Genomic DNA, 24,204 nt, shown 5'->3' on the forward strand with positions numbered 1-24,204 from the left:
CTATGCGCGTGAGGTTACGGTCGTCTATTTGAGAGCTGCTACGACATCGGTAATGGCTTGTGTACTTGTGATGGGGATTAAAAAATCATCGACATCGGATGCGCCCATTTTGCTTTGTTCAGCAACAAAGGTCATTTGGCTAGGGCGTGTGGTTTTGCCTGACAGATGGATTTCAGGAACTTGAGTGTCTTCTACTAACGCACGTACGTTACTCGCATTAACGCCAGCACCCGCCATGATTGCTATGCGTCCTTGGGCTTGCTTAACCAAAGCTCTAAGCACATCGATCCCTTGTGGTGCTGAAGGCGCAAGACCGGAGGTTAAAATACGTTCACAACCTAAGCTGATCACTTCTTCCAAAGCTTTTTCAGCGTCACGACACTGGTCAAAGGAACGATGGAAGGTCACGCCTAAGCCAAGCGCTTGAGCAAATTCACACAGCGCAGCCGCGTAAGGCATATGAATATCACCGTCTTGAGTGAGCACGCCGAACACGACACCGCTCAAGCCTGATTGGTGAGCTGCTTCAATATCCCAACGCATCATTTCGATCTCTTCTTCATTGTAGAAGAAGTCACCTTGGCGTGGGCGGATCATGGCATAAACTGGAACACTAGAAAGCTTAGCCGCTTGCTGCATAAAGCCATAACTGGGTGTTAGTCCGCCTAAAGCCAAAGAGGAGCAAAGTTCAATCCGAGTGGCGCCGCCAGCAATGGCGTAGTGCAGAGATTCAATATTATCAATACAGACTTCTAGGTGAGTAACCACGTTCATTCATCCTGCTAACGTTACAAATAAGTGTTGTGGCTAAGATATTAACAGGGCCAGTAAGCAGAATCTGTATGGAGGGGATGATAAATAGAGGTAAAGTTTACGCTAAAGCGTTACCTCATTTTGGCGGTTTATCTGAAGGAAAAAGAAAGCCCAGAGCAGAGGCTCTGGGCTTTGATAGGACTTTACTTAGACTGATTGGCGTTTGCGGTTTTCCGCATTAGCTTATTGCTTTATATACATCCAACCATCACACCCGTTGAGCTAGGGTGAAGGTCTATTATTTTTTGCCTAGGTCAGCTGCGTGCTCAGATAGGAACGCTGCAACACCTTTTGGAGATGCGTCCATACCTGCTTTACCTTCTTCCCATTGTGCAGGACATACTTCGCCGTGCTTCTGGTGGAAGTTAAGAGCGTCAACCATGCGTAGCATTTCGTCGATGTTACGGCCTAGTGGTAGGTCGTTAACTACTTGGTGACGTACAACGCCTTCTTCGTCGATTAGGAAAGAACCACGGAAAGCAACGCCTGCTTCTGGGTGCTCAACGTCGTAAGCTTTACAGATTTCGTGCTTAACGTCAGCAACTAGTGGGTACTTAACTTGACCGATACCGCCATCTTCGATAGCAGTGTTACGCCATGCGTTGTGAGAGAACTGAGAATCGATAGAAACACCGATTACTTCAACACCTTTAGCTTGGAAGTCAGCTAGACGGTTGTCGAATGCGATTAGCTCAGATGGGCAAACGAAAGTGAAATCTAGTGGGTAGAAGAATACTACTGCTTTCTTACCTTTAGTGAACTCTGCAAAGTTGAAGTTTTCAACGATTTCACCGTTACCTAGAACAGCTGCTGCAGTAAAATCAGGGGCTTGACGACCTACTAGTACCATTTTTTTGCTCCTAAAAAGTATGGTTAGCTCCAAACCGAATTCAGTTGTGTCGGTTTGGTTCGTGTTTGTACGAGACAAACTATAGTACAGATTGTAGTATTGAAAAAAGCGAAATAAATAGATTGAGTTAATCGAAAAAAACGATAATAACAACACTCTTAACTCGATCACTGGAACGGCGGTAGATACAAATACAATTATGAATAAATGGCCCAGTTTGAAGCAGTTACACTATTTAGTCACACTGCATGAAACAAGACATTTTAGTGACGCTGCAGAGCGTTGTTTTGTCAGTCAGTCGACTTTAAGTAAGGGTATTCAAAACTTAGAGGAGTTGATTGGCTGTCCATTATATGAAAAGAAAGACAAGAAAAGTCCACTGGTTTTTACCCAAACAGGAGAAATGGTAGTAAAGCAGGGGCGAGAGCTGTTAGCAAAAGGGCAAGATTTGGTCGAGCTTGGACGTATGTGCCAAGGCGACGATATGCAAGGCCAGCTAAAAGTAGGATGTATACCAACAATTGCTCCGTTTTTACTGTGTGATTTGGTACAAGAGGTGAACTACCGTTTTCCACAACTGAATCTTTTATTAAGAGAAGACACGACGACAAACTTACTTCAAGCGCTCAGACATGGTGAGCTGGATGTGCTTATTTTAGCGTTACCAGTCGAAATTGATGGCATGGAAAGCCGAGTAGTGGGTAAGGATCCGTTTCGAATGGTTATAAGCGCTAATCAAGCCCAATCGGTCCCTGTGCCGATTCGTTACGCGGATTTACCTGACGAATCCGTCTTTCTACTAGAGAAAGAACATTGCTTAACGGAACATGCGGTATCAGCGTGTAAATTAACAGACAAAGAAAAAATCAATCCGTTTACGGCAACCAGCCTCCATACACTGGTGCAAATGGTTGCGAATGGTTTGGGAACAACGTTCATTCCTCAAATGGCTATCGACCATGGCTTGCTGCATAACCAGAATTTAGTCGTGATCGATCCTCCAGGTAAACAAGCTTATCGCGAAATCGGCTTAGTTTGGCGTCCGAGCTCGTCAAGAACGAAAACATTTAATCAACTTGCAGAAGTCGTTTCAGAGCTGCTTTAGCTATTAGTATTAGCCCTTACTTCTCCATTATTTATCTAAAAGCGCACTGGAAACAGTGCGCTTTCTAGTATTTTATTCTGTTGGTAAACTTTGACTTGTAAAATTTTACAGCTCTTCTTTGATGAAGCTTTCATAAAATAGTGAAATTTCACAATGTTAATTTTACACAAAGCCCTGCATACCTTGTTTGACCCCTGTTTAAATACATCTCTTCAGCCCTTGTGAATACAAGGTGTTTGTTTACCAGTCTATATTCATACGCTTGTTTGAAATGATAAAACGACTTTAAATTTAATGTAATTTTATTACGTAATAACTTACAAAATAAGGCGCTTGATAGATGGTTTTTACCTTGCGGAATAAAACTTTGAATTTTCTGTTTTGTTTATATTGGGGGTTTCACTAAACCCCTTGTTGATATAGCTTATTTAAAGGCCGATACGACTTATGTCTAGATTGAAAATACACGTAGCATTACGCAATCTATCGGCATAGCTAGACGAGTTGAACACAAAGTTAAAGGATGTAATTTGTTGTTCATAACTTACAAATGTAGCTTTACGCTGACTGCCCAAGATTGATAAAGCACGTTAAGGATGAATGATTATGCTTGCTCAGACAGAACAAAAAACACAACAACTAAAGCAAACCCAAGGCATGCTTGAGGTGAATGGAGTCGTTGCTCCAGAACATCAAGCAATTTTCCCTGTTGAAGCCCAAACCTTTTTATCTCTACTGTGTGAAAAATTTGCCGGACGTGTTGAACAGTTGCTGGAAGCAAGAGAAGAGAAGCAAGCACGTATTGATGCTGGTGAGCTACCAGATTTTCTACCAGAGACACAAGACATCCGTGAAGGAAGTTGGAAGATCCTAGGAATCCCACAAGATCTGCAAGATCGCCGTGTGGAGATTACCGGACCAACTGACCGCAAGATGGTGATTAACGCACTGAATGCGAATGTAAAAGTGTTCATGGCAGACTTCGAAGATTCAATGTCTCCTGCATGGAGTAAAGTGCTAGATGGTCAAATTAACTTGCGCGATGCTGTTAATGGCACCATCAGTTACACCAATCCTGGCAATGGCAAACATTATCAGCTGGAAGATGACCCAGCGGTGTTGATCTGCCGTGTTCGCGGCCTTCATTTAAAAGAAAAACACGTTTCGTGGCACGGTCAGATCATTCCAGGTGCGCTATTCGATTTCGCTCTGTATTTCTATAACAACTACAAAGCGTTACTTCAAAAAGGCAGTGGCCCTTATTTCTACCTTCCAAAACTGCAATCGCATCACGAAGCGAAGTGGTGGAGCGAAGTGTTCCATTTCACGGAAGACTACTTCGGTTTGGATACAGGCACGATCAAAGCGACTGTGCTGATTGAAACCTTACCAGCGGTATTCGAAATGGACGAGATTCTGTTCTCGCTTAAAGAACACATCGTTGGTTTGAACTGTGGTCGCTGGGATTACATCTTTAGCTATATCAAAACATTGAAAAAACACTCAGACCGAGTACTGCCAGATCGCCAAGTGGTAACGATGGACAAGCCATTCTTAAACGCTTACTCGCGATTATTGGTACGTACTTGCCATAAACGAGGTGCTTTCGCGATGGGAGGAATGGCCGCATTTATCCCAGCTAAAGACCCGAAAGAGAATCAAAAAGTATTAGACAAGATCCAGACTGACAAATCGTTAGAAGCTAACAACGGCCACGACGGTACTTGGGTGGCTCATCCAGGTTTGGCTGACACTGCTATGGAAGTCTTTAGTGCTGTGCTGGGTGAACGCACCAACCAGTTGGATGTGAGCCGTGCAGAGGATGCGCCTATTACAGCAGCTGAACTGCTTGAGCCTTGTGAAGGCGAGCGCACTGAAGGCGGAATGCGCCACAATATTCGCGTTGCGCTGCAATACATCGAAGCTTGGATTTCTGGCAATGGTTGTGTGCCGATTTACGGACTGATGGAAGACGCAGCAACGGCAGAAATCTCACGCGCCTCTATCTGGCAATGGATTCAACACGGCAAGTCGCTAGACAACGGATTAAAGGTCACTAAAGAGCTGTTCGAGCTCTATCTCAAAGAGGAGATTGAAGTCGTGAAGCAAGAAATTGGCGAGCAGCGCTACCATGCGGGTCGATTTGAAGAAGCAGCAGACTTAATGGCAAGGCTCACGACGAGCGATGAACTGACCAACTTTTTGACAGTTCCTGGTTATGACTACCTGGATTAATAAAGAATAACTGTAACACCAATAACGTGAAGGATTTTCAAGGCAGATAGGGAAGTACTGCCTGAGAACGGAAACTCAACGCACACGCATAAAGTGCAAATTATAAAGAGGGATAGACCAATGACTAACTTAACTCGCCGCCAACAAATTGAAGCTCTGGAAAAAGACTGGGCAACTAACCCACGCTGGAAAAATGTGAAGCGTACTTACACTGCCGAGGAAGTGGTGGAACTGCGTGGCTCTATGGTGCCTGCAAACACAATTGCACAACGTGGTGCAGACAAACTTTGGTCACTGGTCAACGGTAGTGCGAAAAAAGGTTACGTAAACTGTCTTGGTGCGCTAACGGGTGGTCAAGCGGTTCAACAAGCTAAAGCAGGTATTGAAGCGATTTACTTGTCAGGCTGGCAGGTAGCGGCGGATAACAACACCGCTTCGACGATGTATCCAGACCAATCTCTTTACCCAGTAGATTCTGTACCGTCAGTAGTAAAACGCATCAACAACTCATTCCGTCGTGCAGACCAAATTCAGTGGGCTGCTGGTAAGACGCCTGAAGATGAAGGTGGTATTGATTACTTCCTACCTATCGTAGCGGATGCTGAAGCGGGCTTTGGTGGTGTGCTTAACGCTTACGAACTAATGAAATCGATGATCGAAGCCGGTGCCGCGGGCGTTCACTTTGAAGACCAGTTAGCATCGGTGAAAAAGTGTGGCCATATGGGTGGTAAGGTATTAGTTCCTACGCAAGAAGCGGTACAAAAGCTCGTTGCAGCTCGTTTGGCTGCTGACGTAGCGGGTACAACAACATTAGTTATTGCTCGTACTGATGCGAATGCGGCGGATCTCATTACTTCAGATTGCGACCCATATGATAAAGACTTCATCGAAGGTGAGCGTACTCAAGAAGGTTTCTACCGCGTTCGCGCGGGTATCGACCAAGCGATCTCTCGCGGCCTGGCTTACGCACCATATGCAGACTTGATTTGGTGTGAAACGGCTACGCCATGTTTGGAAGAAGCACGTAAGTTTGCAGAAGCAATTCACGCTGAATACCCAGATCAATTGTTGGCGTACAACTGCTCGCCTTCATTCAACTGGGAGAAAAACCTAGATGCAGAAACCATTGCTAAGTTCCAACAAGAGCTTGCAGACATGGGCTACAAGTACCAATTCATCACGCTAGCAGGCATTCACAACATGTGGTTCAACATGTTTGAACTGGCGCACGCTTACGCTCAAGGTGAAGGTATGCGTCATTATGTTGAGAAAGTTCAGCGTCCTGAATTCCAAGCAGCTGAAAAAGGCTATACGTTTGTTGCGCACCAACAAGAAGTAGGTACAGGTTACTTCGATAGAATGACCAATACTATCCAAGGTGGTAACTCTTCAGTGACAGCATTGACAGGTTCGACCGAAGAAGACCAATTCTAATTGGCAGAGAAACACTTCCTTAATCAGCGTCAGTAATGGCATTTTGAGCGGCAACCCTGCCGCTCTTTTTTCGTTTAACCGGTGTAAAAACGAAACTTACAACAAAGAGAATACGCTTGCGTACTACTCTTCCTGCTCGATTTCTTCAGGTTCCACTTCTTCTTGTAGTTCCAATAAGTTAATCGCAATCGTCACGAAGTCACTATCAGTAATAATGCCGACCAATCGACCTTTGGTGACAACAGGTAGACAGCCAACTTTATGCTTTTGCATATAGATAGCGCTCTCTTTGAGCCCCGCGATAGGCTCTGCCGTCATGATGTTGGTGTGCATCATTTCGTAGAGCGGTGTGTCTAAAGTAAAAGATTGTTCAGCCTCATCTGGGTGCAAGCTCGATTCTTGAGCAGCAAGAATGTCGCGTTGAGTCACCAAGCCTTGTAAGTGGTTATTGGCATCAACAACAGGAATGTGTCGAATATCAAGCGCATCCATCATGCTTTTTGCATCACGCAAGGTGTGCGTGCGCAGTAAGGTATGAGGATTACGAGTCATCATGTCTTCAACCTTGATCATAGAGACCTCCAGCGGCATTGTCCTTCTCTTAAATATAGAGAATATTTTTCTGTATATCTGGGAGCTAACTCGTTTTTCATCAATTAAATAGCACAATGCTGATGGGCTGCGTAATCTGTGTTTTATTGGTGTTTTTATTAATTTGAATAAGTCGGTTTGTGTGCGAGTCAGTTGGCATTTTTAGTTGATATTGAATGTGTTCCCAAGGTAATCCAATGAATTGAATCGCACATTTTTATTCGCTGGATTTTCCAAGATTCTTCTCTCGAAGAAGATACGTCCAGGCTTACCAAATTGAAGACAGCAACCTAGATGAAACGAACAACGTGTAACAAACTTATTGCGCTGGCAGTGGCGGCATTCAGTGTGCCATCAACACAGGCGATTGTGTTAGGAGATGAACAAACCGATCCTGTTGACCGCGTTACTTTGCGAGCAAGTAATATGGCAGAGTTTCCGCTGTGTGGTGGAACGATGCTGACAGAGCAATGGGTACTGACTGCGGCGCACTGTGTGGTGATGGGACAAGGAACCAATGAAGCAACCTACTATGTGACCCCGCCGGGTGAGCTGTCGGTGAATGCGAATGTGTATGAACTTAATTCTGCAGGGCTTGATAACTTCTATCCGGTGTCTCACGTTGTGGTTCATCCGGATTACACCCGGATTTCAAAAGCTGAGACCGACAGTAATGGCAACGTGAAACCTATCCAAACCGGTTTAGATTCAGACATCGCGTTGCTGTATCTCACGCGCCCAGTGGCAAACGCGAGCTTTGCTGACCTAGCGAGTAAAGTTGACATGGAGAGTATCGAAGCACGTTTGGCGGCGGACTGGAACGATAATTACCTGACCAATCAACGTGTCGAAAATGTGCAAGTGTTTGGATGGGGGTCTACTCAGCCGGATGCTTCTGAACCTTCTAATACGCTCAAAACCACCATTAGCACATTTTTGCCCATCGACAAATGTTATGAGCGTTTAGAAATTGGCAGCAGTTTTCCGGGGATCATTGATTCAAGAGACAACCAAACCAAAATTTGTACGCTACCAACACAAAACCATGTATTGGAGCCGGATAGCCATACCCAATATGGCAACTCTGCATGTAAAGGTGACAGTGGTGGCCCGTTGGTCGATGTGGCGACCGGCAAACAAATTGGTATTGTTAGTGGCGGCCCTCTTATTCTACCAACGTGTGGCTCTTTGACGATCCCAAGTTTCTATACCAAGGTGAGCCACTATTACGACTGGGTACAGTCTTACATTACTGCCGATGCGCCACCAAGTCGTTACATCATTGCGCCGAATTTTATCAAAAGTGCTAACAATGAAAGTGGTGACAATAAAGAGTGTCACGATGGCATTGCGACCAATAACTGTGATTTCAAAGGCTCAGATGATGAAGGTGGCAGTCTAGGGTTTTGGTTATTGGGTTTATTCGTGCCGTTATTCTTGTGGCGAAAGCGTGAGGTTTGATAGGGCGATTGGAATGCCAAACTAATAAGCAGCGGTGTACGTTGCTTTGCTTTTTTCATGTTCTCTCTTTGGGGCTCAAATTAAAAATAGTGCCAAGTAATCGAGGCTTTTCACGTTTTATTACACTCTTCACCATGGCTTTTACTGCTATATTCTGGTGATTTGCTTGCTATTGCAGCATGTAAACATATACTAGTCTGCTGCGAAAAACTCGTCGCAATTTTATCGTCGCCTAGACGTGATTTGACCAATAGATAAGACAAGTAACATGCAAGTATCAGATTTCCATTTCGACCTTCCAGATGAACTCATCGCTCGCTACCCTCAACCAGAGCGTACCGCTAGCCGACTGCTGCAAATGGACGGCAATACCGGAGAGCTCATTGATGGCACATTTATTGATGTATTGGGCCAAGTTCAACCCGGTGACTTAGTGGTGTTTAATAATACTCGTGTTATTCCTGCTCGTCTTTTTGGCCGCAAGGAGTCGGGCGGTAAATTAGAAGTGCTAGTGGAGCGCATGTTGGATGAGAAAAGCATCCTCGCGCACGTTCGTTGCTCTAAATCACCAAAACCAGGTACAACCATTATTGTTGGCGAGAATGATGAATATTCAGCAGAAATGGTTGCACGCCATGATGCTTTATTTGAACTGAAATTTAGTTCTGATAAGACGGTACTAGAAATTCTGGAAGAAATCGGCCATATGCCGCTTCCTCCTTACATCGACCGTCCAGACGAAGATGCAGATAAAGAGCGTTACCAAACGGTATATAATCAAAAGCCAGGTGCGGTTGCGGCACCGACAGCGGGCCTTCACTTTGATGATGTTCTCTTGGAGAAAATCAAAGCGAAAGGTGCAGAGTTTGCTTACGTTACTTTGCACGTTGGGGCGGGTACATTCCAGCCAGTAAAAGTGGAAAATATCAACGATCACCACATGCATGCCGAGTACGTAGAAGTACCGCAAGAAGTCGTCGAAGCAATTAAAGCGACGAAAGCGCGTGGCGGACGAATTATTGCTGTTGGTACAACATCTGTGCGTTCACTTGAAAGTGCAGCGCAAGACGCATTGCAAAAAGGGACTGAGCTGGCCCCATTCTTTGGCGATACAGAAATCTTTATTTTCCCTGGTTACGAATATCAGTTGGTGGATTGCTTGATCACAAACTTCCACTTGCCTGAATCAACACTGATCATGTTGGTGAGTGCATTTGCTGGATACGAGAACACCATGAATGCTTACAAACATGCGGTGGAAAACAAATACCGTTTCTTCTCGTATGGCGATTCAATGTTCATCAAGAAGAAAACGGCGTAGTTAAAAATAGATTTACGAGTGCTAGCAGTAAGCTAGGAAATAAAGCATCCATTGCTTTGTCTCTCGCAAGGAAAAGCGACCGCTCCTTAAAGTAGGGTAGAGCCCTAAACACTCAGTCAGACTGTTTCTCTGACACCCGGAGGCATCGTGAAATTAAAATTCGATCTTAAGAAGAAAAACGGCAATGCACGTCGTGGTCAACTGACTTTCGAACGCGGCACTGTTCAAACTCCTGCGTTCATGCCAGTAGGTACTTACGGTACCGTTAAAGGTATGACACCAGAAGAAGTAAAAGGTACTGGTGCAGAAATTCTGCTAGGTAATACGTTCCACCTGTGGCTACGTCCTGGTCAAGAAGTGATGAAAATGCACGGTGACCTGCACGATTTTATGAACTGGCACGGTCCTATTCTTACTGATTCAGGCGGCTTCCAAGTATTCAGCCTTGGTAAGATGCGTACGATCACTGAAGAGGGTGTTCACTTTCGTAACCCAGTAAACGGTGACAAGATTTTCATGGACGCAGAAAAGTCGATGGAAATTCAAAAAGACCTGGGCTCTGACATCGTTATGATTTTTGACGAGTGTACGCCTTACCCAGCGACACACGATGAAGCGAAGAAATCGATGGAAATGTCATTACGCTGGGCACAGCGTTCACGTGACCACTTCGAGAAGCTAGAAAACCCGAACAACCTATTTGGTATTGTCCAAGGTGGTGTTTACGAAGATTTACGTGATGTGTCGGTAAAAGGTCTAACGGAAATCGGTTTTGACGGTTACGCGGTTGGTGGTTTGGCAGTAGGTGAGCCTAAAGAAGACATGCACCGTATTCTTGAGCATACTTGTCCTCAACTTCCTGAAGACAAACCTCGCTACTTGATGGGCGTAGGTAAGCCAGAAGACTTGGTTGAAGGTGTTCGTCGTGGTATCGACATGTTTGACTGTGTAATGCCAACGCGTAACGCACGTAATGGTCACTTATTTGTGACTGGTGGTGTGATCAAGATCCGTAATGCGAAACATAAAACGGATACAACACCATTGGATCCGCATTGTGACTGTTACACTTGTCAAAACTACAGCAAGTCGTACCTTCACCATTTAGAGCGTTGTAATGAAATCTTAGGCGCTCGCTTGAATACAATCCATAACCTGCGTTACTACCAGCGTCTGATGGAAAGCATTCGTAAAGCAATTGATGAAGATCGCTTCGATGAATTTGTTACTGAGTTCTATGAGCGTCGTGGCCGTGAAGTGCCACCACTAGCAAAAGAGCAGTAATTGAAAAACTAAAAGAATTAAAGCCTTTGGCATGTCGCCAGAGGCTTTTGCTAATAAAGTAGGCTAACGCACGTTATTTTTGAGAGAGCGATCTCTATTAGTTACTCTCAGACTTGAATCTAAAATGCGAAAGCCCAATTTGTTTGATTATCAATAAAATATAATGAGGATGTTTTAATGTTTATTTCTCAGGCTCACGCAGCAGCAGAAGGCGCGCCAGCAGGCGGTGGTTTTGAAATGCTAATCATGCTTGGCATGTTCGCAGTGATCTTTTACTTCATGATTTACCGCCCACAAGCGAAACGCGTAAAAGAACACAAAAACCTAATGGCTTCTATGGGCAAAGGCGACGAAGTTTTAACTAGCGGTGGCCTAGTGGGTAAAATCACTAAGATTGCTGAAGACAATGACTACATTTCAATTGAGCTTAACGCGAACAATGAAGTAGTAATCAAGAAAGACTTCATCACTGCAGTGCTACCAAAAGGTACGCTTAAGTCTCTATAAAACAGCTAAAGGATCCTCGCTGTGCTAAACCGTTATCCATTATGGAAGTACTTGATGGTGCTTTTTGCCATCATCACCGCTGCGTTATACGCACTTCCAAATATCTACGGTGAAGATCCGGCTATTCAAGTTACAGGGGCGCGTGGCGCCTCTGTAGATATGTCAACGCTGGATGCTGTCACTACTGCTCTTAACAAAGAGCAACTTTCTCATAAATCCATTGCTCTCGAAGATGGATCAATTCTTGTTCGTTTTAACGACACTGACACACAAATCAGTGCTCGTGATGTCATCAGCGAAGCGCTAGGCAAAGACACAATTGTTGCACTTAACCTTGCACCTTCTACACCCGATTGGCTAGAAGCGATTGGCGCGTCACCATTGAAGCTAGGTCTTGACCTTCGCGGTGGTGTTCACTTCTTAATGGAAGTGGATATGGATGCAGCGATGGAAAAGCTTGTTGGTCAACAAGAAGAAGCTTTCCGTAGCGAACTTCGTGACGCCAAGATTCGTTACCGTGCAATCCGCCCTTCTGGAAAAGAAGCGGTAGAAGTGTTGTTGCGTAACGAAGAGCAATTAGCAGAAGCGAAAGCAACGCTAGAAAAGAATCACCCGGACATGATTTTTGTCGATTCTGATTCAAATGGCCGTTACGCTCTTACTGCAACCTTTACTGAGCAACGTTTACAAGAGATCCGTAACTATGCTGTTGAGCAAAACATTACGATTTTACGTAATCGTGTCAACGAACTAGGTGTTGCGGAACCATTGGTTCAACGTCAAGGTGCTAGTCGCATTGTAGTTGAACTGCCTGGTGTTCAAGACACTGCTCGTGCAAAAGAAATTCTCGGAGCTACGGCAACGCTTGAATTCCGTGAAGTTGATGATAAAGCTGACCTATCGGCAGCGGCAAATGGTCGTGCGCCAGCAGGTAGTGAAATCAAGATGGACCGTGATGGTCGCCCAGTTGTGCTTAAGAAGCGCGTTATTCTTGGCGGTCAAAGCATCACAGATGCAAGCTCAAGTGTTGATGAATATGGTCGTCCACAAGTTAACATCTCGCTAGACAGCGAAGGTGGTAATAAGATGTCTGCGTTCTCTAAGAAGAACATTGGTAAGCTAATGGCTACCGTGTTTGCAGAATACAAAGACAGTGGCCGTCGTACGCCTGAAGGCAAAGTTATTCTGGATAAGCATGAAGAAGTCATCAACCAAGCAACGATTCAATCGGCTCTTGGTCGTAACTTCCGTATTACAGGTATCGACTCTGCTGCAGAAGCACACAACCTAGCACTTCTACTACGTGCTGGTGCACTGATTGCACCTATCTCTATCGTTGAAGAACGTACCATTGGTCCATCAATGGGCCAGCAAAACATCGATATGGGTATCCAAGCATGTATCTGGGGTATGGTTGCCGTAATGCTATTTACGCTGCTTTACTACCGCGGCTTTGGTTTGATTGCAAACATCGCTCTAATGGCAAACTTGGTGCTTATCATTGGTGTTATGTCGATGATTCCAGGCGCTACCATGACGCTTCCGGGGATAGCCGGTATCGTGTTAACAGTCGGTATGGCGGTTGATGCGAACGTACTGATCTTCGAGCGTATCCGTGAAGAAATTCGTGATGGACGTAGTCCACAACAAGCGATTCACCAAGGTTACGCGAATGCATTCAGCACGATTGCTGATGCGAACATCACAACACTAATTACTGCAATCATTCTATTTGCGGTCGGTACAGGTGCGGTGAAAGGTTTCGCAGTTACTCTATCTATCGGTATCTTAACTTCAATGTTCACCGCCATTATTGGTACACGTTGTATCGTGAACCTGATCCACGGTGGCAAACGCGTTGATAAATTGTCGATCTAAGGCTGGGAATTAATATGTTTCAAATTCTAAAAGCAGAGAAGACGATCGGCTTTATGCGTTGGTCGAAAGTAGCATTCGTTTTTTCAATTATAATGATTGCTGCTTCTATCTTCACTTTGTCAACCAAGTGGCTTAATTGGGGTCTAGATTTCACTGGCGGTACTCTTATCGAGGTCGGTTTTGAACAGCCAGCAAACCTTGAAGAGATTCGTGCAGCACTAGATTCAAAAGGCTTTGGCGATGCGACAGTACAAAACTTCGGTAGTGCTCGTGAAGTCATGGTCCGTCTTCGTCCACGTGATGACGTTTCTGGTGAAACGCTAGGTAACCAAATCATTGGTGCTATCAAAGATGGTACTGGCGAAAGCGTAGAAATGCGTCGTATTGAGTTCGTAGGTCCCAACGTTGGTGATGAGCTAACAGAAGCTGGTGGTCTAGCGATCTTGGTATCGCTGATCTGTATCCTGCTTTATGTATCGATGCGATTTGAATGGCGTCTAGCGGCTGGTGCGGTAATGGCATTGGCTCACGATATAATTATCACGCTAGGTGTCTTCTCGTTTCTACAAATTGAAGTTGACCTGACCATCGTAGCTGCGCTACTGACGGTTGTGGGCTACTCACTCAACGATACCATCGTTGTATTTGACCGGATTCGTGAAAACTTCCGTAAGATGCGTAAGGGTGAACCTTCGGATATCATGGACGCTTCAATCACTCAAACATTGAGCCGTACATTGATTACGTCGGGTACAACCTTGTTCGTAGTAATTGCACTGTTCATGCAGGGTGGTGCTATGATTCACGGCTTCGCAACTGCACTTTTACTCGGTATCACTGTTGGTACTTACTCTTCTATCTACGTAGCATCAGCACTAGCGCTGAAACTGGGCATCCAGAAAGAGCACTTGATGCCACCTCAAGTAGAAAAAGAAGGTGCAGAGTTCGACGAAATGCCATAAGGCAGATTGAGAACCGAAAACAAAAACCGCTGAGCAATCAGCGGTTTTTTTGTATCTGAATAGAGTCGTGAGCTTGTAGAGCCTCTCTGTATGAAGAGCCTTCAGCTACAGCTAAGTCGATACGAAGCAGTAGATACAAAAAAGCCCCGCTCAATGAGCGGGGCTTTCTAAAGTCATCAGCGTGACGGGCTATATATGACTTTCAAATCTTACTTAAGGATCGCGCTGTTACCGTTTTCGCGGATGTGCTTAAGGATAGATTTTACGCCACGAGCGCTTGAAGCAACGATGTTACCAGACTTCATGTAGTCAGTGCCGCCAGCAAAGTCTGTTAGGATTGCGCCAGCTTCACGAGCAATAAGCTCACCTGCTGCCATATCCCAAGGTTTTAGGCCTAGCTCGAAGTAACCATCAACACGGCCAGCAGCCACGTAACAAAGGTCAAGAGCAGCAGAGCCGCTACGACGGAAATCAGCACATTCAGTGAATAGCGCACCAACGATCTTGATGTAAGACTCAGCGTGTTGTTTCTGCTTGAATGGGAAGCCTGTTGCTAGAACAGTACCTTGAAGGTCTTTTAGTTGAGCAACACGAATACGTGCACTGTTTAGTTGAGCGCCGGCACCGCGTTGTGCAGTGAATAGCTCGTTTTGCATTGGATCGTAAACACAAGCAACTTCAGTTTTGCCCTTAATACGAACAGCGATAGAAACCGCGAAAGTTGGGTAACCTTTTACAAAGTTAGTGGTGCCATCCAGTGGGTCGATGATCCATTGTACGTCTTTATCTTTACCTTCGATAAGACCTTGTTCTTCAGCAACGATACAGTGCTCAGGGTAAGACTGCTTGATAGTATCGATGATGATGTATTCTGCTTCTTTGTCTACGTTAGTGACAAAGTCATTAGTGCCTTTAAGAGTAGATTCTACTTTATCAGTGTTTTCTAATGATTTAGCAATATGATTGCCTGCCTTTCGCGCAGCGCGAATAGCAATGTTTAGCATTGGATGCATACGAATTTCCCAACGGATGTTAAAGAACAAATGAAAGCGGCGGCGAGTATACCAGAGATAATCAAAAAGGGAAGTGGTTATTTTTTACTCTAATTGCGGCCGACTGAGTGTACAGATCATACTGCGGACGAGAACAATAACCAAGAATGAGAAGAGAGGTCTGCTTGCCTCTAGGGTGTCTTAAAAAACTATGATAACATTCTGCGGTTTTAATTTAGGTAGCAAACACAGATGTTGGATCAAGTAAAAATTGTACTCGTAGGTACCTCTCATTCAGGCAATATTGGCTCAGCAGCTCGAGCAATGAAAGTGATGGGTTTAAACCAACTAGTATTAGTCGATCCACAATGTGAAGTGGATGAACAAACTCTTGCTTTAGCTGCGGGTGCTGGTGATATTGCTCAAAATGCAAAGATTGTCGGCACATTAGAAGAAGCGGTTGAAGATTGTGGCCTTGTTGTGGGTTCTAGCGCCCGCTCTCGTACATTAGAATGGCCAATGCTCGAGCCACGTGAATGCGGTGAGAAATTTGCAGTTGAAGGCCGAAAGCATCCGGTTGCGCTCGTGTTTGGCCGAGAAAGAACTGGTTTGACAAACGAAGAGCTACAAAAGTGCCACTACCATGTTTGTATTCCCGCTAATCCTGAGTACAGCTCGCTTAACCTAGCGATGGCTGTACAAACTCTCAGTTACGAAGTGCGAGTTGCACACTTGAACTTAGAGCAAAGCCAGTTTTCCCCAAATGAATCGGAAGAATACCCGCGTCATCGAGAACTCGAATTGTTCTTCGAGCATCTTGAAAAGGTGATGGTTGAGACCCAGTTTATTAACAAAGAGCAACCTGGACAGGTGATGAATAAGTTGCGCCGTTTGTTCTCTCGTGCTCGACCAGAAACCCAAGAACTTAATATTCTACGAGGCGTTTTGACTTCGATAGAAAAGAAGTTCTGAGTGAATAATAACCACTTTAGATGTGAGGATGAATACCTGAGTAAAATGGTCAAATAAATACTTGACCAAATTACTCAGGTATGGAAAAATCTTAACCATTACAAACCATGTGGATACGGTGTGGTATGAAACTTACATCTAAAGGAAGATATGCGGTGACAGCCATGCTGGATGTGGCACTGCATTCGCAACAAAACCCTGTACCTCTGGCTGATATTTCAGAGCGTCAAGGGATCTCGCTCTCTTACTTAGAGCAGCTATTTTCAAAATTGCGTAAAGCAGGTCTCGTTGCCAGCGTTCGTGGTCCTGGTGGTGGTTACCGACTTGGTGCCGACGCTCACAGTATCGCTATTGGTACCGTGATTGCTGCCGTTGATGAGTCAGTAGATGCAACCAAATGCCAAGGTAAAGGAGATTGCCAAGGTGGAACACGTTGCCTTACTCACACGCTGTGGCGTGACCTAAGCTCTCGCATTAGTGACTTTTTGAATAACATCACTCTTGGTGAGTTGATGACAGACAATGAAGTACTCGAAATTTCTGATCGTCAGGACATTGATCTGGCGGTAACCCATGGGCTATCAAACAAAAATACAACCGCCGCGCCCATCGGTGTAAACGTCCGCTCTTAGCGGTCAGCTTTTTACATTGGAGTAGAGAATGAAACTGCCGATTTATCTTGATTATTCCGCTACATGTCCAGTTGATCCACGTGTTGCTGAAAAAATGGTTCAGTACATGACAATGGATGGCACATTTGGCAACCCAGCGTCACGTTCGCACCGTTACGGCTGGCAGGCAGAAGAAGCGGTCGATACTGCTCGTGAGCAAATTGCTGACCTTCTAAATGCAGATCCTCGCGAAATCGTATTTACATCTGGTGCGACAGAATCAGACAACCTTGCGATTAAAGGTGCAGCGCACTTTTACTCGAAGAAAGGCAAGCACGTAATCACTTGTAAAACAGAGCACAAAGCCGTTCTTGACCCATGTCGTCAACTTGAGCGTGAAGGCTTTGAAGTGACTTACCTTGAGCCAGAATCAAATGGCTTGATCGATCTAGAGAAGCTTAGAGCAGCCATGCGTGATGACACCGTGCTTGTGTCTATTATGCATGTAAACAACGAGATTGGTGTGGTTCAAGACATTACAGCGATCGGCGAACTGTGCCGTGAGCGTAAAATTGTTTTCCACGTGGACGCTGCGCAATCTGCAGGTAAATTACCAATCGACGTTCAAGAGATGAAAGTTGATCTAATTTCACTTTCTGCTCACAAAGTTTACGGTCCTAAAGGTATCGGTGCACTTTACGTACGTCGTAAGCCTCGTATTCGTCTTGAAGCGCAAATGCACGGTGGCGGTCATGAGCGTGGTTTCCGCTCTGGTACACTACCTACTCACCAAATCGTAGGCATGGGTGAAGCATTCCGCATTGCAAAAGAAGACATGCAAAAAGATTACGATCATGCTTTAGCGCTTCGTAACCGTCTTTTTGATGGCGTGAAAGACTTAGAAGCAGTGACGGTAAACGGTGACTTTGAGCAGCGTGTACCACACAACCTAAACATCAGTTTCGCATTCGTAGAAGGTGAATCACTACTAATGTCGCTTAAAGATCTAGCGGTATCTTCTGGTAGTGCTTGTACGTCTGCAAGCCTTGAGCCTTCTTACGTTCTTCGTGCCCTAGGCATGGATGACGAATTGGCTCACAGCTCGGTTCGTTTCTCGTTTGGTCGTTTCACGACTGAAGAAGAAATTGATTACGCAATTGAACAAATCCGCGTTGCAGTGACTAAGCTACGCGACATGTCTCCTCTATGGGATATGTACAAAGAAGGGATTGATTTGAGCACTGTTGAATGGGCTCACCATTAATCTCAGGGATTGAAATAGAGGATTCGAGGTAATTTATCATGGCATACAGCGAAAAAGTAATTGATCACTACGAGAACCCACGTAACGTTGGTTCATTCGATAAAGAAGATCCATCAGTAGGTAGCGGCATGGTTGGCGCTCCTGCGTGTGGTGACGTAATGAAGCTTCAAATCAAAGTGACACCTGAAGGTATCATCGAAGATGCGAAGTTCAAAACATACGGTTGTGGTAGTGCAATCGCATCAAGCTCACTAGTAACTGAGTGGGTAAAAGGTAAGTCAGTTGATGAAGCGGCAGCAATTAAAAACTCTGAGATTGCTGAAGAGCTAGAGCTTCCACCAGTGAAAGTTCACTGTTCTATTCTTGCTGAAGATGCAATCAAAGCAGCGGTTGCTGACTACAAGAAAAAACACCAAGAATAATTATTCCGTAATATAATGGGAGCTTTGACGCTCCCATTCCAATCGAAATTTAGACAGACTAAGGTGCAGTATGGCCATCACAATGACAGAATCAGCGGCAAGTCGCGTAAGAGCATTCCTAGATAACCGAGGCAAAGGTATCGGTTTACGTCTTGGAGTGAAGACGACTGGCTGTTCCGGCATGGCATACGTACTTGAGTTTGTTGATGAGCTCAATGAAGAAGACGAAGTATTTGAACTCTCTGGAGTGAAAATTATCATCGATCAAAAGAGCTTAGTGTACCTAGATGGTACTGAATTGGATTACGTGAAAGAAGGGTTGAATGAAGGTTTTGAATTCAACAACCCTAACGCGAAAAGTGAATGTGGTTGTGGTGAAAGCTTCAACGTCTAATTGATTGTCCTTCTGGGCAAACGAGTCCGGAAGGCTTTACTAGGACCCGAACTTAATGAATCACTTTGAATTATTTGGGCTACCAAGTCAGTTTAAGCTGGATGGTAGCCTTCTTTCTTCTCAGTTCCGAGAACTACAAAAACGCTTCCACCCGGATAACTTTGCAACGGGCTCAGAACGTGACCGTTTGATGGCGGTGCAAAAGGCGGCGCAAATCAACGATGCCTATCAAGTTCTGAAAAATCCTATTTCTCGCGCCGAGTATATCCTCGCAGAGCAAGGTGTTGAGATCCGAGGTGAACAGCAAACAATGCAAGATCCGATGTTCTTAATGGAGCAAATGGAACTGCGCGAAGAACTGGAAGAGATTGCTGACAAGTCCGATCCTGAATCGGCGCTTTTTGACTTCGACTCTAAGGTCAGCAAAATGTACAAACAGCATCTGGCAAGCGTCGAGCAAGAGCTTGATGATGGTCTATGGGCTGAAGCCGCAGACCGAGTTCGTAAGCTAAAATTCATTGCCAAACTAAAGAACGAAATTGAGCTAGTCGAAGACAAACTCCTCGGCTAGTAAGCGTGACAAGGACCTATCATGGCACTACTTCAAATCGCAGAACCGGGCCAAAGCTCGGCACCTCATGAGCATAAGTTAGCAGCGGGTATCGACTTAGGTACTACCAACTCTTTGGTTGCTTCTGTACGTAGCGGCGATGCAACTCCACTTGCGGACGAGCAGGGCCGTACTATTTTACCTTCAGTCGTTAATTACGCTGAGGAAACGTTAACGGTCGGCCACGAAGCCAAAGCCAAAGCAGAGTTTGAACCAGAGAACACGATTATCTCTGTAAAACGTTTGATCGGTCGTTCATTAAAGGACATTCAGTCCCGTTACTCTTCACTTCCTTATCGTTTTAAAGAGAGTGAAAACGGCCTGCCAATTTTGCAAACACCTCAAGGTGACAAAAACCCGATTGAAGTATCTGCGGACATCCTAAAAGTATTGGGTAAGCGAGCTGAAGATACGTTAGGTGGTGAGTTAGCAGGTGTCGTTATTACCGTTCCTGCTTACTTTGATGACGCGCAACGTGCAGGTACAAAAGATGCGGCGAAATTAGCTGGTCTTCATGTTCTCCGTCTACTTAACGAACCAACCGCTGCGGCAATTGCTTATGGCCTAGACTCAGGTCAAGAAGGTGTGATTGCGGTTTACGATCTAGGTGGCGGTACTTTTGATATCTCTATCCTACGTTTATCGAAAGGCGTATTTGAAGTATTAGCAACAGGTGGCGACTCTGCATTAGGCGGTGACGACTTCGACCATTTATTTGCCGATTATTTAATGGAGCAAGCGGGTCTAGAAGCGCCGCTTTCTGCAGAAAAGAACCGTACACTGTTGAACATTGCTACTGAAGCTAAGATTGCTTTCTCTGAGCAAGACAGTGTTGACGTTGACGTTTTTGGTTGGAAAGGCACCGTGACTCGCGAGCAGTTCGAAGATCTGATTCGTCCGCTAGTGAAGAAAACACTGATGTCTTGTCGTCGCGCATTAAAAGATGCGGATGTCGACGCAGATGAAGTACTCGAGGTCGTCATGGTTGGTGGCTCAACCCGTACATTGCTGGTTCGTGAAATGGTAGGCGAGTTTTTTGGTCGCACACCCCTGACAAGCATTAACCCTGATGAAGTTGTTGCAATCGGCGCGGGTATCCAAGCAGACATTCTCGCGGGTAACAAGCCTGACTCTGAAATGTTGCTTCTTGATGTGATTCCACTGTCGCTCGGTATTGAAACCATGGGTGGTTTGGTCGAGAAGATCATCCCCCGCAACACTACGATTCCCGTTGCGCGTGCGCAAGAATTTACCACATTCAAAGATGGCCAAACGGCGATGAGTGTTCATGTGGTACAAGGTGAACGTGAAATGGTTGATGACTGTCGTTCACTTGCTCGCTTCTCGTTAAAAGGTATTCCTCCGATGGCAGCGGGTGCGGCACATATTCGCGTGACTTACCAAGTTGACGCTGATGGCCTTCTTTCTGTTACGGCAATGGAGAAGAGCACTGGTGTTCAATCAGAGATTCAAGTAAAACCTTCTTACGGCTTAAGTGACAATGAAGTGGCGGATATGTTGCGTGATTCAATGACGCACGCAAAAGAAGACATGCAAGCTCGTGCCTTAGCTGAGCAGCGTGTTGAAGCCGACCGAGTGATAGAAGGTTTGATTGCAGCGATGCAAGCTGATGGTGATGACTTACTATCAGAACAAGAGAAACAAAACTTGATTAAAGCCATCGAAGCCTTGATTGAGCTGCGTAATGGTGATGATGCAGATGCGATAGAGCAAGGCATTAAAGATACCGATAAAGCGAGCCAAGATTTCGCATCACGCCGTATGGATAAATCGATTCGAGCTGCGTTGTCAGGTCAATCAGTAGACGATATATAAGAGATAAGTAGTTATGCCTAAGATTATTGTATTACCACACGACGATTTGTGCCCAGAAGGTGCAGTGTTGGAAGCAAACTCTGGTGACACCGTTCTAGACGTAGCGCTAAAAAACGGTATCGGTATTGAACATGCGTGTGAGAAGTCATGTGCGTGTACTACCTGCCACGTAATCATCCGTGAAGGTTTTGATTCACTAGAAGAAAGTGAAGAACTAGAAGACGACATGCTAGATAAAGCGTGGGGTCTAGAGCCTGAGTCACGCCTAGGGTGTCAGGCGAGAATTGCTGATGAAGACTTGGTGGTAGAAATTCCTAAATACACACTAAACCACGCTTCAGAAGATCACTAAAACTATCTTCCCAATATAGGGAAGAAGCAAAAGGAAGATGAGCAATGAAATGGACAGATTCTCGCGATATCGCGATTGAACTTTGTGACAAGTTTCCAGATGTCGATCCAAAAACAGTGCGTTTTACCGATCTTCATCAATGGATCATGGAGTTAGATGAGTTTGACGATGAGCCAAACCGTTCTAATGAAAAGATTCTAGAAGCCGTTATCATGTGCTGGATGGACGAAGCGGACTAAGTCTGTAAAACACAGCCTAGTTAACAATTCTTACTAAAAAAAGCGGACCTTTAGGTCCGTTTTTTTATCCAATTGACATTTTTGCCCTACATAATGCTAACATCCGTGAGTTATTAAAAAGAAGCAGCGTAGGCAACGCTGCTATAAGACAAGGAGAAACCATGTCTACACAGATGTCTGTATTTTTAAGTCAAGAGTCGGCAGCACCACATTGGGGTGAAAAAGCACTGCTTTCATTCGCTGAAAACGGCGCAACTATTCACTTAGGTGAAGGTCATGATCTCGGCGCAATTCAACGTGCAGCTCGTCAGCTAGATGGCCAAGGAATTCGTTCTATTTTTCTTTCTGGTGATAACTGGGATCTAGAGAGCGTATGGGCTTTCCACCAAGGGTTCCGTAACCCTAAAAAACATGGCTCAGTTGAGTGGGCAGCATTGTCTGATGAAGATCAAGCAGAGCTTCAAGCTCGTATTACTTCGACTGATTTTACCCGCGATATTATCAACAAAACGGCAGAAGAAGTTGCTCCTCGTCAGCTAGCGACAATGGCTGCTGAATTCATTAAATCTGTTGCGCCGAAAGGCACTGTGACAGCACGTATCGTCAAAGACAAAGACTTGTTGGCAGAAGGTTGGGAAGGTATTTACGCAGTAGGCCGTGGTTCTGAGCGTACTTCTGCGATGCTTCAGTTAGACTACAACCCAACTGGTGACGAAAACGCACCTGTATTCGCATGTCTTGTGGGTAAAGGCATCACCTTTGATTCCGGTGGTTACAGCTTGAAGCCTTCTACCTTCATGAGTGCAATGAAAGCAGATATGGGTGGCTCGGGTACTATCACTGGTGGCCTAGGATTAGCTATCTTGCGCGGTTTAAACAAGCGCGTAAAACTGATCTTGTGTTGTGCTGAGAACATGGTTTCTGGCCGTGCCCTTAAGCTTGGCGACATCATCACTTACAAAAACGGCAAAACCGTTGAGATTATGAATACCGACGCGGAAGGTCGCTTGGTGCTTGCAGACGGTCTTATCTACGCCAGTGAGCAAAAGCCTGAGTTAATTATTGACTGCGCGACGCTAACAGGCGCAGCGAAGAATGCGTTAGGTAACGATTACCATGCGCTAATGAGCTTTGATGATGAGCTATCGCATCAAGCCCTCACGGCGGCAAACCAGGAAAAAGAAGGCTTGTGGCCGCTACCACTTGCTGATTTCCATCGAGAAATGTTGCCATCTAATTTTGCCGATTTATCGAATATCAGCTCTGGTGATTATTCTCCAGGTGCAAGTACTGCTGCTGCATTCTTGTCTTACTTCGTTGAGGACTACAAGAAAGGCTGGTTACATTTCGACTGTGCGGGTACGTATCGTAAAGCCGCTTCTGATAAATGGGCTGCGGGAGCAACGGGGATGGGTGTTCGTACACTTGCTCGTTTCCTCAATGAGCAAGCTGGAAAATAAGATTGATTGCAGCACTCTCTTGTTTGAGTGCTGCTCTTACCCAGTAAGTCACTTTAAAAGCACAACTATTATTACAAGTACAGAAAGGAAATTTTATGGCTCTAGAAAGAACATTTTCAATCATTAAGCCTGATGCTGTAGAGCGAAACCTAATTGGTGAAATCTACAATCGTATTGAAAAGGCTGGCCTACGTATCATCGCTGCCAAAATGGTTCACCTGACAGAAGATCAGGCAAGCGGCTTTTATGCAGAGCATGAAGGTAAAGAGTTTTTCCCTCCTCTAAAAGAGTTCATGACATCTGGTCCTATTATGGTTCAGGTATTGGAAGGCGAAAATGCGATTGCACGTTACCGCGAGCTAATGGGTAAAACCAACCCAGAGGACGCGGCATGTGGCACTTTGCGTGCTGATTACGCACTCAGCATGCGTCACAATTCAGTTCATGGTTCAGATAGCCCTGAGTCTGCCGCTCGTGAAATTGAGTTTTTCTTCCCTGAATCAGAAGTTTTCTCTCGCTAACTCGTTCATGCATGTGCGACCTGAAGTCGTATGAAGCGTTGTTCACCACGACAAGAGTGAACCATCTGTATCACCAGATGACCCTAGGAT

General features: G+C 45.1%; 24 protein-coding genes. 20 read left to right on the top strand and 4 right to left on the bottom strand.

From position 1 onward, the window contains the following. Window positions 1-24: 24 nt before the first annotated feature. Entirely contained in the window at window positions 25-768 is a 744-nt protein-coding gene (locus R8N49_RS22705) for a copper homeostasis protein CutC (protein ID WP_132937069.1), read from the bottom strand. A 283-nt stretch (window positions 769-1,051) separates the two neighbouring features. Continuing rightward, the gene (locus R8N49_RS22710; protein WP_005381738.1) at window positions 1,052-1,663 is read right to left on the bottom strand and encodes a peroxiredoxin C; all 612 of its coding nucleotides are present in this window, start codon (window positions 1,661-1,663) and stop codon (window positions 1,052-1,054) included. Between the two features lie 199 nt (window positions 1,664-1,862). On the opposite strand from R8N49_RS22710, the gene R8N49_RS22715 reads away from it, so the two are divergent. The 3 genes from R8N49_RS22715 to aceA all read left to right on the top strand — a co-directional run bounded on the left by R8N49_RS22715 (window position 1,863) and on the right by aceA (window position 6,437). After that, window positions 1,863-2,768: a hydrogen peroxide-inducible genes activator gene (locus tag R8N49_RS22715; protein ID WP_005383681.1), complete on the top strand. Its 906-nt coding sequence runs from the start codon at window positions 1,863-1,865 to the stop codon at window positions 2,766-2,768. A gap of 606 nt (window positions 2,769-3,374) precedes the next feature. Then, complete coding sequence (aceB, locus tag R8N49_RS22720; RefSeq protein WP_165935380.1) at window positions 3,375-5,003, top strand: malate synthase A; 1,629 nt, start codon at window positions 3,375-3,377, stop codon at window positions 5,001-5,003. A 120-nt stretch (window positions 5,004-5,123) separates the two neighbouring features. Then, the gene (gene aceA, locus R8N49_RS22725) at window positions 5,124-6,437 is read left to right on the top strand and encodes an isocitrate lyase (protein ID WP_005381733.1); all 1,314 of its coding nucleotides are present in this window, start codon (window positions 5,124-5,126) and stop codon (window positions 6,435-6,437) included. 123 nt (window positions 6,438-6,560) lie between these two features. On the opposite strand, the gene R8N49_RS22730 is transcribed toward aceA, so the two are convergent. Next, window positions 6,561-7,010 (bottom strand): CBS domain-containing protein, encoded by a 450-nt coding sequence (locus tag R8N49_RS22730; protein ID WP_017820562.1) that lies wholly within the window; start codon window positions 7,008-7,010, stop codon window positions 6,561-6,563. A gap of 312 nt (window positions 7,011-7,322) precedes the next feature. On the opposite strand from R8N49_RS22730, the gene R8N49_RS22735 reads away from it, so the two are divergent. From R8N49_RS22735 to secF, 6 genes are all read left to right on the top strand, one after another. Continuing rightward, window positions 7,323-8,489 carry a trypsin-like serine protease gene (locus R8N49_RS22735; protein WP_132937062.1) on the top strand — a complete coding sequence of 389 codons (1,167 nt, stop codon included), beginning with the start codon at window positions 7,323-7,325 and terminating at the stop codon, window positions 8,487-8,489. A gap of 268 nt (window positions 8,490-8,757) precedes the next feature. After that, window positions 8,758-9,810 carry a tRNA preQ1(34) S-adenosylmethionine ribosyltransferase-isomerase QueA gene (queA, locus tag R8N49_RS22740; protein ID WP_132937061.1) on the top strand — a complete coding sequence of 351 codons (1,053 nt, stop codon included), beginning with the start codon at window positions 8,758-8,760 and terminating at the stop codon, window positions 9,808-9,810. Between the two features lie 147 nt (window positions 9,811-9,957). Then, the gene (gene tgt, locus R8N49_RS22745) at window positions 9,958-11,094 is read left to right on the top strand and encodes a tRNA guanosine(34) transglycosylase Tgt (protein ID WP_005381727.1); all 1,137 of its coding nucleotides are present in this window, start codon (window positions 9,958-9,960) and stop codon (window positions 11,092-11,094) included. A gap of 177 nt (window positions 11,095-11,271) precedes the next feature. Beyond that, a complete protein-coding gene (yajC, locus tag R8N49_RS22750; RefSeq protein WP_005381725.1) occupies window positions 11,272-11,601 on the top strand; it encodes a preprotein translocase subunit YajC in 330 nt (109 codons plus the stop codon). 21 nt (window positions 11,602-11,622) lie between these two features. After that, window positions 11,623-13,479, top strand: a complete 1,857-nt coding sequence (gene secD, locus R8N49_RS22755) for a protein translocase subunit SecD (RefSeq protein ID WP_318190094.1) — start codon at window positions 11,623-11,625, stop codon at window positions 13,477-13,479. 14 nt (window positions 13,480-13,493) lie between these two features. After that, complete coding sequence (gene secF / locus R8N49_RS22760) at window positions 13,494-14,441, top strand: protein translocase subunit SecF (protein WP_005383689.1); 948 nt, start codon at window positions 13,494-13,496, stop codon at window positions 14,439-14,441. 209 nt (window positions 14,442-14,650) lie between these two features. Here the strand turns inward: secF and suhB are convergent, their stop codons facing one another. Next, window positions 14,651-15,454, bottom strand: a complete 804-nt coding sequence (gene suhB / locus R8N49_RS22765) for an inositol-1-monophosphatase (RefSeq protein ID WP_005381722.1) — start codon at window positions 15,452-15,454, stop codon at window positions 14,651-14,653. Window positions 15,455-15,685: 231 nt separating this feature from the next. Between suhB and trmJ the strand changes: the two genes are divergently transcribed. From trmJ to ndk, 11 genes are all read left to right on the top strand, one after another. Continuing rightward, the gene (trmJ, locus tag R8N49_RS22770; RefSeq protein ID WP_017633919.1) at window positions 15,686-16,405 is read left to right on the top strand and encodes a tRNA (cytosine(32)/uridine(32)-2'-O)-methyltransferase TrmJ; all 720 of its coding nucleotides are present in this window, start codon (window positions 15,686-15,688) and stop codon (window positions 16,403-16,405) included. A 125-nt stretch (window positions 16,406-16,530) separates the two neighbouring features. Continuing rightward, window positions 16,531-17,037 carry a Fe-S cluster assembly transcriptional regulator IscR gene (gene iscR / locus R8N49_RS22775; RefSeq protein ID WP_005381720.1) on the top strand — a complete coding sequence of 169 codons (507 nt, stop codon included), beginning with the start codon at window positions 16,531-16,533 and terminating at the stop codon, window positions 17,035-17,037. Between the two features lie 28 nt (window positions 17,038-17,065). Continuing rightward, window positions 17,066-18,280 (top strand): IscS subfamily cysteine desulfurase, encoded by a 1,215-nt coding sequence (locus R8N49_RS22780; protein WP_005381719.1) that lies wholly within the window; start codon window positions 17,066-17,068, stop codon window positions 18,278-18,280. A 38-nt stretch (window positions 18,281-18,318) separates the two neighbouring features. Further along, window positions 18,319-18,702 (top strand): Fe-S cluster assembly scaffold IscU, encoded by a 384-nt coding sequence (iscU, locus tag R8N49_RS22785; protein WP_005381718.1) that lies wholly within the window; start codon window positions 18,319-18,321, stop codon window positions 18,700-18,702. Between the two features lie 70 nt (window positions 18,703-18,772). Then, entirely contained in the window at window positions 18,773-19,096 is a 324-nt protein-coding gene (iscA, locus tag R8N49_RS22790) for an iron-sulfur cluster assembly protein IscA (RefSeq protein WP_005381717.1), read from the top strand. Window positions 19,097-19,151: 55 nt separating this feature from the next. Then, a complete protein-coding gene (gene hscB, locus R8N49_RS22795; RefSeq protein ID WP_033905803.1) occupies window positions 19,152-19,667 on the top strand; it encodes a co-chaperone HscB in 516 nt (171 codons plus the stop codon). Window positions 19,668-19,688: 21 nt separating this feature from the next. Next, a complete protein-coding gene (gene hscA, locus R8N49_RS22800) occupies window positions 19,689-21,542 on the top strand; it encodes a Fe-S protein assembly chaperone HscA (protein ID WP_017820567.1) in 1,854 nt (617 codons plus the stop codon). Window positions 21,543-21,555: 13 nt separating this feature from the next. Beyond that, window positions 21,556-21,894, top strand: coding sequence for an ISC system 2Fe-2S type ferredoxin (gene fdx, locus R8N49_RS22805; RefSeq protein ID WP_005381713.1), 339 nt, complete (start codon window positions 21,556-21,558; stop codon window positions 21,892-21,894). 44 nt (window positions 21,895-21,938) lie between these two features. Further along, window positions 21,939-22,133, top strand: coding sequence for a Fe-S cluster assembly protein IscX (iscX, locus tag R8N49_RS22810; RefSeq protein ID WP_005381711.1), 195 nt, complete (start codon window positions 21,939-21,941; stop codon window positions 22,131-22,133). A gap of 161 nt (window positions 22,134-22,294) precedes the next feature. After that, window positions 22,295-23,593, top strand: a complete 1,299-nt coding sequence (gene pepB / locus R8N49_RS22815) for an aminopeptidase PepB (protein WP_005381709.1) — start codon at window positions 22,295-22,297, stop codon at window positions 23,591-23,593. Between the two features lie 95 nt (window positions 23,594-23,688). Continuing rightward, a complete protein-coding gene (gene ndk / locus R8N49_RS22820) occupies window positions 23,689-24,114 on the top strand; it encodes a nucleoside-diphosphate kinase (RefSeq protein ID WP_005381702.1) in 426 nt (141 codons plus the stop codon). The last annotated feature ends 90 nt before the right edge of the window (window positions 24,115-24,204 follow it).

This window comes from Vibrio sp. 1978 (assembly GCF_033344345.1).

Coding starts and splice junctions, on each gene's coding strand:
- R8N49_RS22710 (WP_005381738.1), bottom strand. CDS start 1,663: ATGGTACTAGTAGGTCGTCAAGCCCCTGATTTTACTGCAGCAGCTGTT.
- R8N49_RS22715 (WP_005383681.1), top strand. CDS start 1,863: ATGAATAAATGGCCCAGTTTGAAGCAGTTACACTATTTAGTCACACTG.
- aceB (WP_165935380.1), top strand. CDS start 3,375: ATGCTTGCTCAGACAGAACAAAAAACACAACAACTAAAGCAAACCCAA.
- aceA (WP_005381733.1), top strand. CDS start 5,124: ATGACTAACTTAACTCGCCGCCAACAAATTGAAGCTCTGGAAAAAGAC.
- R8N49_RS22730 (WP_017820562.1), bottom strand. CDS start 7,010: ATGATCAAGGTTGAAGACATGATGACTCGTAATCCTCATACCTTACTG.
- R8N49_RS22735 (WP_132937062.1), top strand. CDS start 7,323: ATGAAACGAACAACGTGTAACAAACTTATTGCGCTGGCAGTGGCGGCA.
- queA (WP_132937061.1), top strand. CDS start 8,758: ATGCAAGTATCAGATTTCCATTTCGACCTTCCAGATGAACTCATCGCT.
- yajC (WP_005381725.1), top strand. CDS start 11,272: ATGTTTATTTCTCAGGCTCACGCAGCAGCAGAAGGCGCGCCAGCAGGC.
- secF (WP_005383689.1), top strand. CDS start 13,494: ATGTTTCAAATTCTAAAAGCAGAGAAGACGATCGGCTTTATGCGTTGG.
- suhB (WP_005381722.1), bottom strand. CDS start 15,454: ATGCATCCAATGCTAAACATTGCTATTCGCGCTGCGCGAAAGGCAGGC.
- trmJ (WP_017633919.1), top strand. CDS start 15,686: ATGTTGGATCAAGTAAAAATTGTACTCGTAGGTACCTCTCATTCAGGC.
- iscR (WP_005381720.1), top strand. CDS start 16,531: ATGAAACTTACATCTAAAGGAAGATATGCGGTGACAGCCATGCTGGAT.
- R8N49_RS22780 (WP_005381719.1), top strand. CDS start 17,066: ATGAAACTGCCGATTTATCTTGATTATTCCGCTACATGTCCAGTTGAT.
- iscU (WP_005381718.1), top strand. CDS start 18,319: ATGGCATACAGCGAAAAAGTAATTGATCACTACGAGAACCCACGTAAC.
- iscA (WP_005381717.1), top strand. CDS start 18,773: ATGGCCATCACAATGACAGAATCAGCGGCAAGTCGCGTAAGAGCATTC.
- hscB (WP_033905803.1), top strand. CDS start 19,152: ATGAATCACTTTGAATTATTTGGGCTACCAAGTCAGTTTAAGCTGGAT.
- hscA (WP_017820567.1), top strand. CDS start 19,689: ATGGCACTACTTCAAATCGCAGAACCGGGCCAAAGCTCGGCACCTCAT.
- fdx (WP_005381713.1), top strand. CDS start 21,556: ATGCCTAAGATTATTGTATTACCACACGACGATTTGTGCCCAGAAGGT.
- iscX (WP_005381711.1), top strand. CDS start 21,939: ATGAAATGGACAGATTCTCGCGATATCGCGATTGAACTTTGTGACAAG.
- pepB (WP_005381709.1), top strand. CDS start 22,295: ATGTCTACACAGATGTCTGTATTTTTAAGTCAAGAGTCGGCAGCACCA.
- ndk (WP_005381702.1), top strand. CDS start 23,689: ATGGCTCTAGAAAGAACATTTTCAATCATTAAGCCTGATGCTGTAGAG.